Origin of the sequence: Pseudomonas sp. 3-2 (assembly GCF_019710535.1) — a bacterium.
Lineage (GTDB): Bacteria > Pseudomonadota > Gammaproteobacteria > Pseudomonadales > Pseudomonadaceae > Aquipseudomonas > Aquipseudomonas pharyngis.
The window spans coordinates 1,343,604-1,357,553 of record NZ_CP081200.1 but is presented as its reverse complement, the minus strand read 5'-3'; the positions used below and the strand labels follow the sequence as shown (position 1 = coordinate 1,357,553).

Sequence of the window (13,950 nt, the reverse complement as noted above, 5' to 3'; positions counted from 1 at the left end):
GCACCTCAGATGAGCTTGATACGGCCGGGATAGGCGATGTTGCGAGGGCGGGACTTGAACGCCAGCAGCAGGGCGTTGGCGGCATCCCGCTGATAACTCGTACCGGCAGGGAAGACCGGGCCACCGTTGTACAGCCCGGACACGTATTGCGGTTCTTCACGAGTATCGGCACCGAAACTCGTCAGGCTGTCCGACCACCACGCGCCGACCGCTCCGGCACCATTGGCGCCCATGGCATACGAATGCGTCGAGCCCACCTGAAAAGAACCCATCGCACGTGCCGCATCCACGCCCCGCCCCTCGTCCAGCACTCGCAGAAACTCGCCGCGCCCTTCAGGGCCTCGGAAGGTTGCGGCACCGTCACCCGACGTCCATTTACCTTCGTTGCCCGCACGCGCGGCCTCGGTGCCCAACATTCCGGAAAGCTGGGCGTGGTCCCACAACCAGGGCCACTCGGCACGTTTCATGACCGTGCCATTGAGCGCACCGTAACCACCGGGACTGAGCAAGGTGGTTGTCTCGAAAAACGGCCGGCCAAGTGGAGTGTTGTCAAACCGGCCGACCGGCCACCAGCTACCGGCGGCATCGCTGCGCAACTGCCACCAGTCCCCGCCGCCCATCAACACCAGAAACGGATAACCGCTGGGTGACAGGTGCGTGTGAAAACGAATGCGGTCGGAACCTGACGCCTGAACGATCAATCGGTTGCCGCTGTTATCCATGCGCCGAACAATCACATCGCGTACACCCAGCGCCGCGTTTGCCGACGGCAAGGTCACCGTCACGGCACTGGATCCGCCATCAATCAGCACCAGCCCCAGCTCCGGGTCAGTCAACGCCTTGGATGCAGTCAGCCGTGTTATCACCGAACGCATCGGACTGGCATTGCCGACAATCGATTGAATGGCTCTGAGCAACTGACCGGTATCGGCCTCGGCGGCTGCCAGCCCGGCGCCGGTAATCACGTTGAGAATTTCTTGCGTAACGCTGTTGCCCCACACCGCCGGAATCAAAGAACCCGGCGTTCCCGCCACCGGGTTTTCATCGACGAAGCGGCCATCGACCAGGCCGACGCTGGGGACACTTTTTGGGTAATCCATGGGTGCTCGTTCCTCTGTAATGACAAATGAAACGTGGCCGCGCGCAAGCTTTCGCCGCGACGCAGACGTCTCTGTTCCTGAAAATAAAAAGCCCACAATGAAGTGGGCTTGGGTGGTGCGATTGCGGTTACGAGGCCGGGTTGGCGGTCAGTTCACGAATGGCCTGCAGCGCCTCATCGGCGGCAGCTCGGGCCTGATCCATCTGACCTTTGCCTGCGCAAGCACGAATCTGGGTCTTGGCCTTCAGGCGCAAGGTGCGCAGGGTCAGAAGGCTGTCACTGAGCTGGGCGGCCTTGTCCAGAATCTGCTCGGCCGACTGCTTTGCCGAACGGCCCTTGGCGACCCAGGCAGCGACGGACAGCGGTACTTCCTTTTTCGGGTAGCCGGCGTCCTGGAAGGCCTGAGCGTCGATGGCGGCCTGGGCGTATTCCAGGGCTTTGAGCGGATCGCCGGCCAAAGTCGTGCGCGCACTGTCGGCGACGGCATCGACCCCGGCGCACAGGCGTTCGGTTTCCTGCTGCTCCAGTAACGCGGCTTTGTCAGCGCTGGCAAGCCATTGCTCACCGTCCCAGTCATGGGCGGCAGAAGGTGGTACCGGACGCAAGCCGTCTTCGAATTGATGCAGTTCCTGAATGATGTTCATCGGATCAACTCCCAAGACAAATGCACATTCACGGCCGCCGTGAAATTGACTGCTATGCCGTTCGAATAATCGGTTTGAGAAAAACTTTTGATCCCCATCCCGAATAGCAATTCGTCACTGGCGGCATTCCCTGCGTTCCAGGTGTGCTCGGCTTGGTACACCTGCCACAGCGAACGCAGTTCCGAGTGATCGAAACCGGCCGTCAACGTTGAAAGCGTGGTGTCGTTGACGACGTTACTGGTGAAGATTCCCACCGATGCGCCTGCCGTTCCCCAACCGTCCCAATTATTGGACGTACTGATAGTCGGATTGAGGAAACAGTAATTCCCTCCCAGCCAGCCGCCCGGTGCAAACGACACATCAGTGATAGCCGTCGGGTGTGGGGTCGGATTCCCGACCACCAGACGCGCTGTTCGCGCATGAGGGTCAAGCGGCAGATAGACCACGCCATTGCCATTGACCACTTGAGTCCAGGACAACCGGTTACGGTTGTAGATCTGCCGGACAATCGGCACAGATCCTGGACCCGCCGTGACTACCCACGCGAGACAGATATCCAGCGGTGTCGACTGGAACCCACCCCCCGCCGCACCATTGACCGTCCCCTTCAAGCCATCAGGGCTGGCGTCATAAATCGTCCCGCGCTGCATGTAAAACGTCAGCGCACCACCCACCACCTGCGCTCGCAGAAAGTAACTCGAGCTCGGTAACAGATCGGCGCTGCTCCAGGCCTGAGTGGTGAACGTTCGCGAGCGTCCCAACTGCCCCGCCACCACTTCCTGACCGATGCTGACGTAAACACCCGCCGGCACCGACACTCGCCCGCCACTGGTCGATGCGGCCGCTGGCGTAATCGGCATCCGTGCATCCGTCGTGGCAACTGTTGGCAACGGCAACGCTGCCAAAGGCAACGCCAGATCCTGATTCCAGCCCTTGGCCGAAACGCTCTGAATCGCCTGCAACAACTGATCGTATTTCTTCTCGTCCGGGGTCAGATCCCCAGCCTTGATCACATTGATGATTTCTTGCGTAACGCCGTTGCCCCAGTCAGCGGGGATCAGCGACCCCGGCGTCCCGGTCAACGGGTTTTCATCGATAAATTTCCCGTTCACCAGACCGGCGCTGGGCACACTCTTCGGATAATCCATCCCGTCACTCCTTCCTAGTCATAGTTGATGTGCACCTTGGTGTGCGCCGGTGCCGCCCGATGAATCAGGCACTCCAGCGCCGAGCCCGGATTCACGCCGAAGCGTTCGCCCCAGTAACTCGCGCCATAACGCCGACCGAGCAGCAAGCGGCCGCCAGTGTTGAGCGTCCACATGAACTGCGCTTCCCAAGTGCCCCAATGCGCTGAGCCGAAACGCGAACGGCCCATGCGCGGGGCTTCGAGTTCGGTGATGGTGGCGTTGGGGTAACCCTGGCTTTTGGCGATTTCCAGGTAGTAGCCGACGGCCTGGCTGCCGACCGCCAGCAAGCGGCGGCGCACGGCGAGGCGACGGTCGTCGAACAGCGGCGTGGCGCCGAGGCACGGGTCGGGCAGGTTCATCACCTGTTCCCAGTCCGGCACCAGTTCGCTGACGCCGGCCGGGTCCATCTCGTTGAGCAGGTCGGCGGCGCGGGCGTCGAGGCGCGCCAGTTCGACGGCGACGCCTTGCAGCACTTCCTCGAGTTCCGGCACGCGCTCCGGATCCCACGCCGGACCGCTCGGCAGCAAGGCGCGCAGTTGCGCCTGGTATTGCGCGGCGGTTCTTATGGCAGCCATACGCAACCCCCGAAGGTGAGCAGTTCGCTGTCACCCGCGGCCACGTTCGCCAGCGGCGCCGACAGCACGTGATCGGTTTCACCCGCCGCGCTGCTGATCGCTTCGCGGATGTGGCTGATCAACAGATCTTCGCCCAGGTCGGCTTCACGGTTATGCAGGTCGCGCAACTGGGTTTCGACGGCGGCACGCACGGCGGTGGTGTCGGGGGTCAGCTTCAGTTGATAGGTCACCGGTTTCTGCACCGGCGGACGTACATGCACTTCGGCGGTCACCGGGCGCAGCGGCTCAATGTAGGCCTGCACTTCGGCCAGTTGCTCGGCATTCGGCACCGGTTGCGGATCATCGTCGCGCATGATGTACACGCCGACGGTGCCCGGCCCGAGGAAGCCGCCTCGGCACCAGGCACGAGTCACGCCCGGCACTTCCAGCGCCCAGGTCTCGTAGTCGCTGGCAGAACCGCCGTGAGGGATCACGCGATAAGAACGAATCACCCGCGAGCGCAACGACTCCAGGCTTTCCCGCGCCACACCACCGTTCAGTCCCGGCGCCAGCACCACAAAACTGTTGCCGACCACGCCGGTGATCGGCTGCACCGGCGTCAACGCCAGCCCGGCCTCGGCATTGCCCAGGCTGCCGGCCTCCAGCGCGGCGATGCTGGTGCTGTTGACGCCATTGACGGTGGTGCGGCTGGCGGTGACTTTGAAGGTGCGACCGTCACTCGACTGCAGCAACGTATCGGCGTCCAGCACCGCGCCCGCCGTCGCGTTGAAGCTGACGTTGCCGGTGGCGACCTGCGCCGGTTTGCGCGGCTGGTTCAGGCGCAGCGCGGCGATGCGTTCCAGGGTCGATTCATCGGCGGTGTCGGGCAGGATCTGCTCGGCAATCCAGTCGAGGTAGCCGTACAGGCCATAAGCGGCGCCGCCGAGTGTGCGGGCCAGGACTTGCGCATCGGACTGGCGCAGCGAATCGCCGGCCAGGTCGCTTTGGGTGCGCTTGATCAGCACCGGCAGCGAAGGGGTTTCAAACGGCATAGATCACCTGCCAACTGTTATCGGGGTTGATGTCCAGGCGTTCGCCGTCGGCCAGGGTCAGGACCGTGCGCAGGTTCAGGCGCTGGGCGTCGAGGCGTTCGCTGATGATGTCGATGGCGCTGCAATGGCCGTCATCGATCAGCCATTGCAAGGCTTCGCGGGCATAGAACTCGGCGTCCATCTGGGTCTGGCGGGTCAGCTTGACCCGGCGCAACAGCCACAGCCGCGAGCCGATGCGATCGTCGGCCACGGTGGGAAAGGTGTCGCCCCACCAGCCGAAACGCTCCTCGTCATCGAGGGCATCGTCGTCGGCGGCACGGCGCCATGTGAACAGGCTGATCAGCACCGCACGGGTCAGCGCGGCGTGGAGGTTCTGACTGAACAGCATCACTGACCTCCCGCCGGCGCGCCGGTCTGGCCACTGCCCGCCTGCACGCCAACGTGCACGTGTTTGATCTGGCTGATGCCGCCGGCCAACTGATCGCCGGTGGAGACGATCTTGCCGGTCTGGTTGATCACCGGCGTGTCGAAGTTCACCGCGGTGCTCGCGCGGATGTTGAGCGTGGCGGTTTCGATGTCGATGATCCGCCCCCGCTTGAAGTGAATTTTGTCGCCCTCGTCGGTGTAGATCGCCACCTCGCCGGCCGCCAGCGATTGCAGGCGGTAACGGCGGTCGGCGACCACCAGGGCGATGGCGTGGGAACGGTCGCCGCCGAGAAACGTGACGACGCCTTCGGCACCGGCCAGCGGATGGCTGGTGAAGCCGTAGGGTTCGAAGTGCTCCATGTCGTCGTTCACTTCACCGGCGGTGAGGCGCATTTGCAGCGATTGCAGCTTGGATGCCGAATTGGCGAGCACGACAGTGCCGCGCGCCAGCAGGCGTGTCAGTAGGCTCATGAATTGTCCTCAGGACTTTGCCAACACAAAACCTGTGGGAGCGGGCTTGCCCGCGATGGCGGTGTGTCAGGCAAAGTGGTGTTTGCGGTAACCACCGCTATCGCGGGCAAGCCCGCTCCCACAGGGCCAGGTGATGCCAGTCAGGTTCGGCGTCAGGCTCAGGTTTTTTTGGGGGGCGTCGGGTCAGGATCGAAGGTATGCGGCGGCGCCACTTGCAGCGTGGTCACCGAGCCTTGTGCCGACAGCGAATACGTCACCTTGGAGATCAGCATGTCGCCATCAAAACCGAGTACCGGATCCTTGACCTTCACCAGCGTGTTGTGGCGCCACAGATCGCCGTTGGACTGGCGCCAACCCTGCACCTGATACGTGGTGGTCAGCGCCCGGCCCATGCGCGTGGCGCTTTCCCACTGGGCCCGCTGCTGGGCCAGTTCGAACGTCAGTTGCGAGCCTTCGTTGATGATCGTGGTGCGCCGACGCTTGAAGCTCAGGTCGGTGGCGCTGGATTCAACCTCGCTGACCGCCGCCCCGCTCTTCTTGTCGTTGCCCTTCTGCTGGCCGATCACCCGGTATTCGGAGAACACCTGGCTGTGATCCATCGGCGCATTGGCCGAGAGAATGTTCTTGCCCAGCTCCAGCGCATCGCTCGCGCGGCCGCCGCTGCCCGGTTTGGCCAGCACCAGCCGACCTTCGGCGTCATCGGTGGAAAACACCCGGTACAGCGAGAGCAAACGGTCGATCGACTGAAACACCGTTTCACCCGGAACGATGGTGTGTTTGCTCAGGCGTGCGGTCTCGGGAATCTCGTTGACCACAAACTGCGAGTATTCCCCGGCCAGGGCCTGGACGATGTTCAACAGCGGCTGTTCCTGCCATTGGCCGGGGATATTTCGCGCCGCACAATCGACCAGATCCTGGGTCTTGGAACTGCCTTCGATGCTCAGGCTGATCTGCCGCCCGTCATAGCTGATCGGGGCCTTGAACACATAACCGGTGAGCACCAGATCCTGGCCGATCCGCACTTCGCACGGGTCGCCGGCCTTGATCCGCTGATCCACGGTCTGCCCCGGCCATTGCCAGGTGATGTCGAGTTTGAAGGTACGGAACTGGCGCTCCAGGTCCGCGGTGATCTGCACGCTTTTCCAGCCGCCGTATTCCATGTTGTCGACGGTCAGCGTGACGCGGTTGTCCATCTCGCTCATGGCTCACTCCCTGGAAACTTTGACTTCGTTGGGTGGGAAGCTCGGATGAGACAGACCGTTGCGCTGAATGACCTCGGTCACACGGGTGGCGTCGCCAAACTGTTTGTAGGCCACGACCACTGCCGGAAAGGTTTCCTGAAAGGTTTTGCTGACCAGTCGCACACCGGACGAAGCCACGGCCTTGAGGTGCGCGATCAGCGCTTCCTTCACATCGGCGATGGCCTGGTAGTGCGCGGGGTCGGCCTTGTCCTGAGCCTTTTGCAGCGCTTCGTTCAACTCTTTTTGCAGCGTTTGCAGATCGTCGGTGACCGGCACTTCCTGGCGCGTGACCGGCTGCTTCGATTGCTGGTCCAGCGAGGGTGTCGAGGTAAGTTTCACCGGCGTCGACGCCACCGGCATCGAGGCCACCCACTGCGCCACTTTGACGATCAGGGTGTCCTGCACCAGGTTGGCCATCGCTTGCGCCGCGGCGTTGGTGTCCTTGCCGGTGGTGATTTTCGGCGCATCGGCTTTGCGGATGGCTTCGATCTGTTGGGACACGTCGGCAATCACGCCACGGTAGCCCTCCTTCGCGAATGCCTTCAGCTCCTTGATATCGCCGAGCAACCCCTTGAACTCCGCCGCCACTTCCTTGGGCAGTTCCTTCACGGCTCTGACCAGCTCGGTGATCTGCTTGTACTGCGCGATCAGCGGTTTGAGCTGCTCCTTGATCACGTCGTACACGCCGGTGAGGCTGTTGCGCAGATTGGCGATGCCGATCCGCGCGGCCTTGATCAGGGTCATCGCCTGTTCGAAACGCGCCACCGCCGAGCCGAGTAAACCTTCGGCCTTGATCAGCAGGACTTTTTGCGTGCTGACCGTCGCCGTCGGAAACGGCAGCGGCCGGTCGGGGTAGAACTTCAGGCTGAACGTCACCATCCCGCCGTCCTGGCGGGTGTGGGTCATGTCGCACTCGCCGACCTTGACCTGCAAGCGTCCCAGCCACGGATGCACCAGTTCGCCACTGCCCTGCTCCAGGGCCTGGAGCAGCTTGTCGCGCTGCTCCAGGCAATCGGCACCGATGATGAACGCCGTCAGGTCGTGGGTCTTGGCCTGCTGGCCGAGGTCCTCGAAAAACGGCAGGTCGCGTTGCGGATATTCGTGCAGCTGCCCCTTGCGACCGACCGGGGTTTTCGCCTGGTCGATCCAGAAACCGACACCGCGAAAGGATGCCGGCAACAAACGGTCACGCCAGTTCATTGGAACCTCCCATGGAGAGCGAGCGATAGCCGATGCGCGAACTGAGCGCCAGCCCCGGTTGATTGGTTTGCGGTTGATCGGTGCGTAGCCCCGCCGGCGCGTTTTCGAAGCGTACTGTCAGGCCGCCTTCGAGTTGCGTGCGGTTGTTGGCGGCGCTTTGCTGGATCAGGGCGCCTGAGGATTGCGGCAACGAACCGCCCTGCAACGCACTGCCACCCTCGGATTTCGCACTGGCACCGAAGAACGCTGGCGCCAGTTCGCCCTTGCCTTCGGCATTGGTCTGGCGTTGCGCTTCGGTCAGGGTTTCGACCTTGCCGGTGACCTTGGCGATCAGCCCGGCGAAGCCACCGTCGAACAGTTCCTTGATCGGTGCAATGACGGTTTGCAGCTTTTGCCACAGCTCGCCGAACCACCCGACAATCGGCCCCCAGCTCTCGATGATCTGATCCAGGGGTTTCCATTCGAACAGGCCGTGCAAAAAATCCACGACCGGCGCGGACAGCGCCAGCACAACACCCCACAGCGCCGAGAAAACCTCACCGATGGGCTGCCAGTACTGCGCAATCTGCTCCAGCGGCGACCACTCGAACAGACCGGTGAAAAAACCTTTGACCTGTTGCACTGACGTTTGCAGTGCCGTCCAGATCGGATCGAAGAATCCGACGACACCACCCCAGGCGCTGGTGATCATTTCCATCGGGAAAAAATCGAACAGTGCCCGCAGCGTATCCCGGGTGATTTGCACGGCCGATTGCAGCGTCGTCCACACCGGCTGAAAGTACGCAACAACACCGCCCCAAGCGCTGGTGATCATCTGCATCGGCGAGAAGTCGAACAACGACACCAGGAATTCTTTGGCCGGTTGCGCGGCTTTTCGCAGGCTGCTGAACATCGGTTCGAAGAACCGGACCACACCGCCCCATGCACTGTCGATCATCTGCATTGGCGAGAAGTCAAACAGGTTTCTGAGGAACGCCATCACCGGCACACTCAAGGCCTTGAGCAGTTCCCAGATCGCCGAAAACAGACCGGTCAACGGCCCCCAGTTTTCCAGGATCAGGCCTGCGGGCGACCACGAGAAAACCGACTTGAAGAAGTCGATCACTGGCGCGGTCACAGCCTTGACCTTGTCCCAGATTCCCGAGAAGAAACCGGTGACCGGTTCCCACAACGCCGCCAGTGCATCCAGCGGCCGCCAGTCGAGCACCGAGCGCAACGTCGCCATTGCACTGGCTCCGGCGTTTTTCACGCCCTCCCACAATCCGGTGAAGAACGCGGAAATCGGTGTCCAGTTGGCCACGATCAAACCGGCCGCCAACGCAACGCCCATGGCGATCAGCATGATCGGATTGGTCTTGAGCACCATGCTCATGACGTCCATCACCTGGGTCATGCCGGTCACGGCGGTTTGCATGGCGGAAAACGCAATCGCCCCCGCTGCCAGGCCTTCGACCAGTTTCGGGTTGTCGGCCAGCAGGCTGCCGACCTGGGTCAGCATCGGCTCCAGCCCGACCACCAGCGCACCCACGGCAGGTACGAGTGCGGCATCCACCGCAGCGGAGACCTTTTCCATCGACGCGCTGAACACGTTCATGTTCTGCGCGGCGGCTTTTGGCGTATCCGGCAGGTCGACGGTTTTCGCCGTCTCGCTGACCTCGGCAAGCTTGCCCTGAAAGGCTGCGGCGGATTTGATGCCGTCCACGAACGGCGTAATCACGCTGCCGCCCTTGAACAGACCGCTGATGTCCAGTTTGCCGAGGCCGGTCTGTTCGAGGTTTTTCTTGAAGTCATCGACCTTCACTCGCAGGGCGCCGAGTTTGGGTGACAGTTCGTCGATGCCGGTAAGCAGCACCGACGCTTTAGCTTTGGTTTCTTCTGCCATCACTGCACCTGCTGCATCGCATTGATCCGTTGCGCGTGCTCCAGCGATTCGCGAAGCACATCCAGTGGCCTGGCCATCATCTGTTCGGGGTCAACCTTCCAGAACCAGGCCAGGTCATAGGCGACCGAAATCAGGTCGGTGATGGCTCCGACGCCGCACTCATGAAAAAACTCGCAACAGCCCAGCTCAGCGCGTTGAGGTCAGCCAGGTCCAGCTGGTTGACCGACGACGGCGGAATGCCGGCGCACACGGCGATGTATTTGGCCGCCACGTCCATGTCGAGGCTGACCTCTTCGCTCTTGTCGATCTTGTACGGCAGCGCCTTGATCGCTCGCACTTCCTGCACCGTCGGACGGCGCAGGACGAGTTCGGTCAGGGGCTCGCCGTGAGCTTCGATCGCAACCTGAAGCTTCACGGCGCCGCTCATTGCCAGGTCCCCTTGATGCCTTCGAATTTCAGTTCGATGGTGGCGTCATCGCCTTTGGAGACTGGCTCTTCGACCAGGTAGGCACCGGCCAGTACGTAGACTTTGCCGTTGCTGAATTCGCAGGTGACGGTGATGTCGGTGCCTTCGATCAGCTTCTTCAGCGGGAAGTCGGCGGTGTGCAGCGCGGTCACCTTGAACGATGGCGCGATGTCGGTTTCCTTGTAGAAACCCGGCACGACGGTTTCGCGTTTGACGGCCATCAGCGGGGCTTCGCAGCCGCCATTGATAGTCAGTTGTGCACCGTCGACCTTGACGTAGCAGGTGCCTGCAATCAGTTGACCCATGGTGTTACTCCCTTCAAATAAAAAGCCCACGCAAGGTGGGCTGAAATCACAGTGTCAGACGGGCCGATCAGGCGACGTCGTCGTACTGCAGGCGGAACTGGTTGAGCAGTGCGAACACGCGCAGACCGTTGATGTAATCCGGCGGGAACAGCACGTTCACGCGGCTCGGGTCCTGCACGTCGCGCTCGACGATCAGGTGCTCGGCGAACAGCTCGGCGTTTTCCACGTGGCCTTCGAGTTCGAGCTTGGCGTACTGGGCGATCAGCTCGCCGCGAATGGTCGCCGGGGTGACGATCGGCTGGCCGGCGCCGAAACGGGTGCCGTCGGAAGCCAGTTTGTGGCGACCGTACTTGCTGGTGATCACGCTTTGCAGACGACGCACGATGAACGCCGACTGGTGCATGGTTTCGCTGTCCAGGTACGAGTTGTCGGCCTGGCCGTAAGCGTTCTTCTGGTAGGTGGTGATCGAGCGCTGGATGCGCACGTAGCCGCCTTCGTAGTACGCGGTGGCGATGCCGTAGTTGAGCAGCGACTGACGCTCGGTCAGGGTGAAGCGCTCGCTCGTCGGGGCCGGATCGACGCCCGGCAGGCTGCCGCTCTGGGTCGGACGGCTGGCGTCGGCGGAGATGAACACCGCAGTGCGCGCGGCCAGTGCTGCAGCTTGTACCCACACCGGTTGCGGAACGCCCGGTTCCAGCGCCTGAATGGTCATGTGCTGGTCGTTGCGTGCCTGACCGGCTGCCACCAGCGTGCCGACGGTGCCGCGCTTGGCGCTGTAGACGTGACCGAACAGTTGCTTGGCCCACGACCAGCGACCGGTGCTGTCGTCCATCACCGCTTGCCAGGTGTTGAGGGTGGCCAGGTCGGACCATGGCAGCGCGATGAATTCGAACGGCTCATCACCCAGTGCAGCAACCGCTTCAACCTGGTCAGGCACACCGACGCCGCCGGTCATGGCGGTGATCGCGGTAGTCAGGCCGGCCGGGGTTTCTTCACCGTTGCTCTTGCCCAGGCGATTGAATTGCAGGCTGATGTCGTTGCCGCTCTCGCCGGTCCATTTGGCGTTCAGAGTGACGACGCCTTCGGCGGCCGCAGCGCTCACCGGCAGATCGGCGGTGGCGTTGATTTTCTGTGCCAGGGCGGTGGCCGCCTGGGCAGCGGTGGCACCGTTGACCACGGTGGCCTGGACGCGGACGCCACCGACATACAGGTTGAGCACGCCGGCCTGAGTCGCGGTGCCGGTCAGGGTCAGCACGCCTTTGGCGATGGCGCCGGTGGCGTTGTGCAGCGGCAGGCACCAGATCTCACCGATCGGGTCGGCCTTGCGGAAGGTCTCGTACATCGACGCGAGCATCGAGCCCTGACCGCCAATGCTCTTGGCCAGCGCCACGCTGGAGACCAGCACCAGTTTGCCGACTTCGCTCGGAGCGATGTTGTCGTTGACCTGCGCCACGATCAGGCGGCGCATGGACGAGGACGCGCTATTGGCGGCCGAGTTGTCCATTTCGGCATAGAACAGCGGTACACGAATGTCCGCAGGAATGTTGCTGAATCCGATCGCCATTATTTGGCTCCCTTTTGTTTGGCTGTTGCGGTTTTGAGGGTGATATCGCCGTCGGCCAGACGCCGGCGCCACCAGGCGCTGTCCAGCACTTCACGGCCTTCCAGTGGCAGCAGGTCGCCGGCTTCCGGGTCCGGCACGGCACGGCCAGGGGCCGGCACTACGGTGATGCGGTTGCTCATGGGGTTACGTCTCCAGAGAAAGTCATTTCCACGCGCCCGTCAGGGCCCGGGCGTTTCAGGTTGGGGTCGGCCGGGTCGATCGCATCGACCCGCACGGTGGCCCCGGTAAAGGACGACAAACCGTCCAGTTCGCGTTCGTGCCAACTCTCCGCAGGCTGACTTGGCAGATTGCGGCCCAGCTGGAACTCGGCAAAAAAGCGCAGCCGGTAGAACGCACGGCTGCTGTTGATCGAGACCGTTTCGCCGCCGTCGTAAACGATGGCGCTGTAGTTGGAATCGGGTTTGAAACCCACCAGTGCACGCCACAGTTCGGCGCGCAGGTCGTGCAACAGATCCAGCGCTTTTGTGGCGTCCGTGGCATCAAGTGCCAGGATGATTTCAAGGCGGTCGCGGATCGGTTGGCTGTAGGAGTTCTGTGCGGTGCTGGCGCTGGCTACGTCGGCCAGCGGTAAAACATGGGCCGAGGGCATCGGCAGATTCGGGTCACCTTGCAACAGCGCCAGGTCGACACCTGTCGCGATATGGCCGGCAAGGCTTGGGCATTGCGCACGCAGCTGCGTGAGGATCGGAGAGATCTTCATGGGGAGCGTTCCAGGATGTGGGAGTGGCCACAGTGATGCGTGTGGCGGTGAGACCGGGGGATCAGTCCTTGGCTTTTGCCTCGGGATCCCGGCCGGTCGCTTCGATCAGGCAGCGATAGCTTTCCTCGCGCTTGCCGCTGGCCGTGACCTTTTCAATCGACCAGCGACCGCGCATGAAGTCCGGCCAGGTATCGTCGAGTACCAGCAGACCTTCGGCTGCCAGCAGTGGATCGCCCGGGCAGGTGACCTTCAGCTTGTATTTCTCGCGCAGCATCTTGCGCACTTCGGCTTCGCCGATGGTTTTGGCTTCTTCTTCGCTGGCCAGTTTCTGGCGGATGACCTTGTAGGGTTCGGAACCGGTGATCACCTCCCGCAGCTTGCCGAGAGCACCGTCCCAGAATGAGGTTTTGCAACCCTGATTCTGGGTGCGGGCAGTCTCTTCCAGCGTGGCGCTGATGAAGGCGTGATCGCCCGGCCGATTGTTGTGGGTCACCGACAGCCTGACGTCCGGTATCACCTGGCCCGACAGGTTTTTGAGCTGTGCCGGTTTCGCCAGTACGTAAAGGTCGTTGAACGGTTTGGCCACCGCGTCGTACTTTTTCGCCAGACGTGTGATGAAGCTCATGTCGGTTTCGTTCGACTGGTCGACATGAGCGATCCTGATCAGCGCCAGTTCGGGATCCACGCGCGGCGAGAAACCGTGCCGCTCAACCAGTTTGCGAAACAGCCCGCCAAGCGTCGTGGGGCCATGACTGGCCGTGCGCCTTTCCTTGAATCCAGTGTCGTCCTTGCCGCTGAATGGCGCGGCGGTCGCGACCAGTGTCAGGCGCAGCGGGAACAGCGTCGGCGTCAGTCGAGTGACCTTGAACTGGCCCTTTTCGACCAGTCCGGTCTCCAGATAGCCCACCCGCAGGCCGATGGTGCCGCCTAGGGTCGGCAAGCCTTCGAGGCCTTCCAGGTCGAGCACCAGCGTCAGTTGATCGGACTCCATTCCAGCGGCATCGATGTGTTCCCAACTGATCAGGCGCTGGTTGAGCAGAGCCGCGTTGGCGCCGTAGATGTCGATCGCCGGCGTAAATCCCTGTGCCATGCAGCCTCC

At 62.5% G+C, this 13,950-nt stretch carries 16 protein-coding genes; all 16 read right to left on the bottom strand.

Annotated elements, in window-relative coordinates:
- Positions 1-5 precede the first annotated feature (5 nt).
- On the bottom strand, positions 6-1,100 hold the full coding sequence (locus K3819_RS06030) for a phage tail protein (RefSeq protein ID WP_221398835.1): 1,095 nt from the start codon (positions 1,098-1,100) through the stop codon (positions 6-8).
- A 127-nt stretch (positions 1,101-1,227) separates the two neighbouring features.
- Positions 1,228-1,743 (bottom strand): phage tail protein, encoded by a 516-nt coding sequence (locus tag K3819_RS06025; RefSeq protein WP_103386535.1) that lies wholly within the window; start codon positions 1,741-1,743, stop codon positions 1,228-1,230.
- On the bottom strand, positions 1,740-2,891 hold the full coding sequence (locus tag K3819_RS06020; protein ID WP_221398834.1) for a phage tail protein: 1,152 nt from the start codon (positions 2,889-2,891) through the stop codon (positions 1,740-1,742). Before K3819_RS06020 ends, K3819_RS06025 begins: the two co-directional genes overlap by 4 nt.
- Before the next feature lie 14 nt (positions 2,892-2,905).
- Positions 2,906-3,505 (bottom strand): YmfQ family protein, encoded by a 600-nt coding sequence (locus tag K3819_RS06015; RefSeq protein WP_221398833.1) that lies wholly within the window; start codon positions 3,503-3,505, stop codon positions 2,906-2,908.
- Positions 3,493-4,536, bottom strand: a complete 1,044-nt coding sequence (locus K3819_RS06010; RefSeq protein ID WP_221398832.1) for a baseplate J/gp47 family protein — start codon at positions 4,534-4,536, stop codon at positions 3,493-3,495. The genes K3819_RS06015 and K3819_RS06010 overlap by 13 nt, the downstream gene beginning before the upstream one ends.
- Positions 4,526-4,924 carry a phage GP46 family protein gene (locus tag K3819_RS06005; protein ID WP_007954906.1) on the bottom strand — a complete coding sequence of 133 codons (399 nt, stop codon included), beginning with the start codon at positions 4,922-4,924 and terminating at the stop codon, positions 4,526-4,528. Before K3819_RS06005 ends, K3819_RS06010 begins: the two co-directional genes overlap by 11 nt.
- A complete protein-coding gene (locus K3819_RS06000; RefSeq protein ID WP_221398831.1) occupies positions 4,924-5,433 on the bottom strand; it encodes a phage baseplate assembly protein V in 510 nt (169 codons plus the stop codon). The genes K3819_RS06005 and K3819_RS06000 overlap by 1 nt, the downstream gene beginning before the upstream one ends.
- 158 nt (positions 5,434-5,591) lie before the next feature.
- Positions 5,592-6,635, bottom strand: coding sequence for a phage baseplate assembly protein (locus K3819_RS05995; protein ID WP_085612318.1), 1,044 nt, complete (start codon positions 6,633-6,635; stop codon positions 5,592-5,594).
- A 3-nt stretch (positions 6,636-6,638) separates the two neighbouring features.
- On the bottom strand, positions 6,639-7,874 hold the full coding sequence (locus tag K3819_RS05990; protein ID WP_039771262.1) for a DNA circularization protein: 1,236 nt from the start codon (positions 7,872-7,874) through the stop codon (positions 6,639-6,641).
- Complete coding sequence (locus K3819_RS05985; protein WP_221398830.1) at positions 7,861-9,756, bottom strand: phage tail protein; 1,896 nt, start codon at positions 9,754-9,756, stop codon at positions 7,861-7,863. Before K3819_RS05985 ends, K3819_RS05990 begins: the two co-directional genes overlap by 14 nt.
- A gap of 130 nt (positions 9,757-9,886) precedes the next feature.
- Positions 9,887-10,183: a phage tail assembly protein gene (locus K3819_RS05980; RefSeq protein WP_003222226.1), complete on the bottom strand. Its 297-nt coding sequence runs from the start codon at positions 10,181-10,183 to the stop codon at positions 9,887-9,889.
- Positions 10,180-10,527, bottom strand: coding sequence for a phage tail tube protein (locus tag K3819_RS05975; protein WP_007908779.1), 348 nt, complete (start codon positions 10,525-10,527; stop codon positions 10,180-10,182). Before K3819_RS05975 ends, K3819_RS05980 begins: the two co-directional genes overlap by 4 nt.
- A 67-nt stretch (positions 10,528-10,594) precedes the next feature.
- Complete coding sequence (locus K3819_RS05970; RefSeq protein WP_221398829.1) at positions 10,595-12,091, bottom strand: phage tail sheath subtilisin-like domain-containing protein; 1,497 nt, start codon at positions 12,089-12,091, stop codon at positions 10,595-10,597.
- Entirely contained in the window at positions 12,091-12,270 is a 180-nt protein-coding gene (locus tag K3819_RS05965) for a DUF2635 domain-containing protein (protein ID WP_039771254.1), read from the bottom strand. Before K3819_RS05965 ends, K3819_RS05970 begins: the two co-directional genes overlap by 1 nt.
- Complete coding sequence (locus K3819_RS05960; RefSeq protein ID WP_085612316.1) at positions 12,267-12,851, bottom strand: hypothetical protein; 585 nt, start codon at positions 12,849-12,851, stop codon at positions 12,267-12,269. The genes K3819_RS05965 and K3819_RS05960 overlap by 4 nt, the downstream gene beginning before the upstream one ends.
- Positions 12,852-12,912: 61 nt before the next feature.
- Positions 12,913-13,941, bottom strand: a complete 1,029-nt coding sequence (locus K3819_RS05955; protein WP_221398828.1) for a phage late control D family protein — start codon at positions 13,939-13,941, stop codon at positions 12,913-12,915.
- Positions 13,942-13,950 lie beyond the last annotated feature (9 nt).

Coding starts and splice junctions, on each gene's coding strand:
- K3819_RS05960 (WP_085612316.1), bottom strand. CDS start 12,851: ATGAAGATCTCTCCGATCCTCACGCAGCTGCGTGCGCAATGCCCAAGC.
- K3819_RS06025 (WP_103386535.1), bottom strand. CDS start 1,743: ATGAACATCATTCAGGAACTGCATCAATTCGAAGACGGCTTGCGTCCG.
- K3819_RS06020 (WP_221398834.1), bottom strand. CDS start 2,891: ATGGATTATCCGAAGAGTGTGCCCAGCGCCGGTCTGGTGAACGGGAAA.
- K3819_RS05975 (WP_007908779.1), bottom strand. CDS start 10,527: ATGGGTCAACTGATTGCAGGCACCTGCTACGTCAAGGTCGACGGTGCA.
- K3819_RS05990 (WP_039771262.1), bottom strand. CDS start 7,874: ATGAACTGGCGTGACCGTTTGTTGCCGGCATCCTTTCGCGGTGTCGGT.
- K3819_RS05995 (WP_085612318.1), bottom strand. CDS start 6,635: ATGAGCGAGATGGACAACCGCGTCACGCTGACCGTCGACAACATGGAA.
- K3819_RS05965 (WP_039771254.1), bottom strand. CDS start 12,270: ATGAGCAACCGCATCACCGTAGTGCCGGCCCCTGGCCGTGCCGTGCCG.
- K3819_RS05980 (WP_003222226.1), bottom strand. CDS start 10,183: ATGAGCGGCGCCGTGAAGCTTCAGGTTGCGATCGAAGCTCACGGCGAG.
- K3819_RS05985 (WP_221398830.1), bottom strand. CDS start 9,756: ATGGCAGAAGAAACCAAAGCTAAAGCGTCGGTGCTGCTTACCGGCATC.
- K3819_RS05970 (WP_221398829.1), bottom strand. CDS start 12,091: ATGGCGATCGGATTCAGCAACATTCCTGCGGACATTCGTGTACCGCTG.
- K3819_RS06030 (WP_221398835.1), bottom strand. CDS start 1,100: ATGGATTACCCAAAAAGTGTCCCCAGCGTCGGCCTGGTCGATGGCCGC.
- K3819_RS06005 (WP_007954906.1), bottom strand. CDS start 4,924: ATGCTGTTCAGTCAGAACCTCCACGCCGCGCTGACCCGTGCGGTGCTG.
- K3819_RS06015 (WP_221398833.1), bottom strand. CDS start 3,505: ATGGCTGCCATAAGAACCGCCGCGCAATACCAGGCGCAACTGCGCGCC.
- K3819_RS06000 (WP_221398831.1), bottom strand. CDS start 5,433: ATGAGCCTACTGACACGCCTGCTGGCGCGCGGCACTGTCGTGCTCGCC.
- K3819_RS05955 (WP_221398828.1), bottom strand. CDS start 13,941: ATGGCACAGGGATTTACGCCGGCGATCGACATCTACGGCGCCAACGCG.
- K3819_RS06010 (WP_221398832.1), bottom strand. CDS start 4,536: ATGCCGTTTGAAACCCCTTCGCTGCCGGTGCTGATCAAGCGCACCCAA.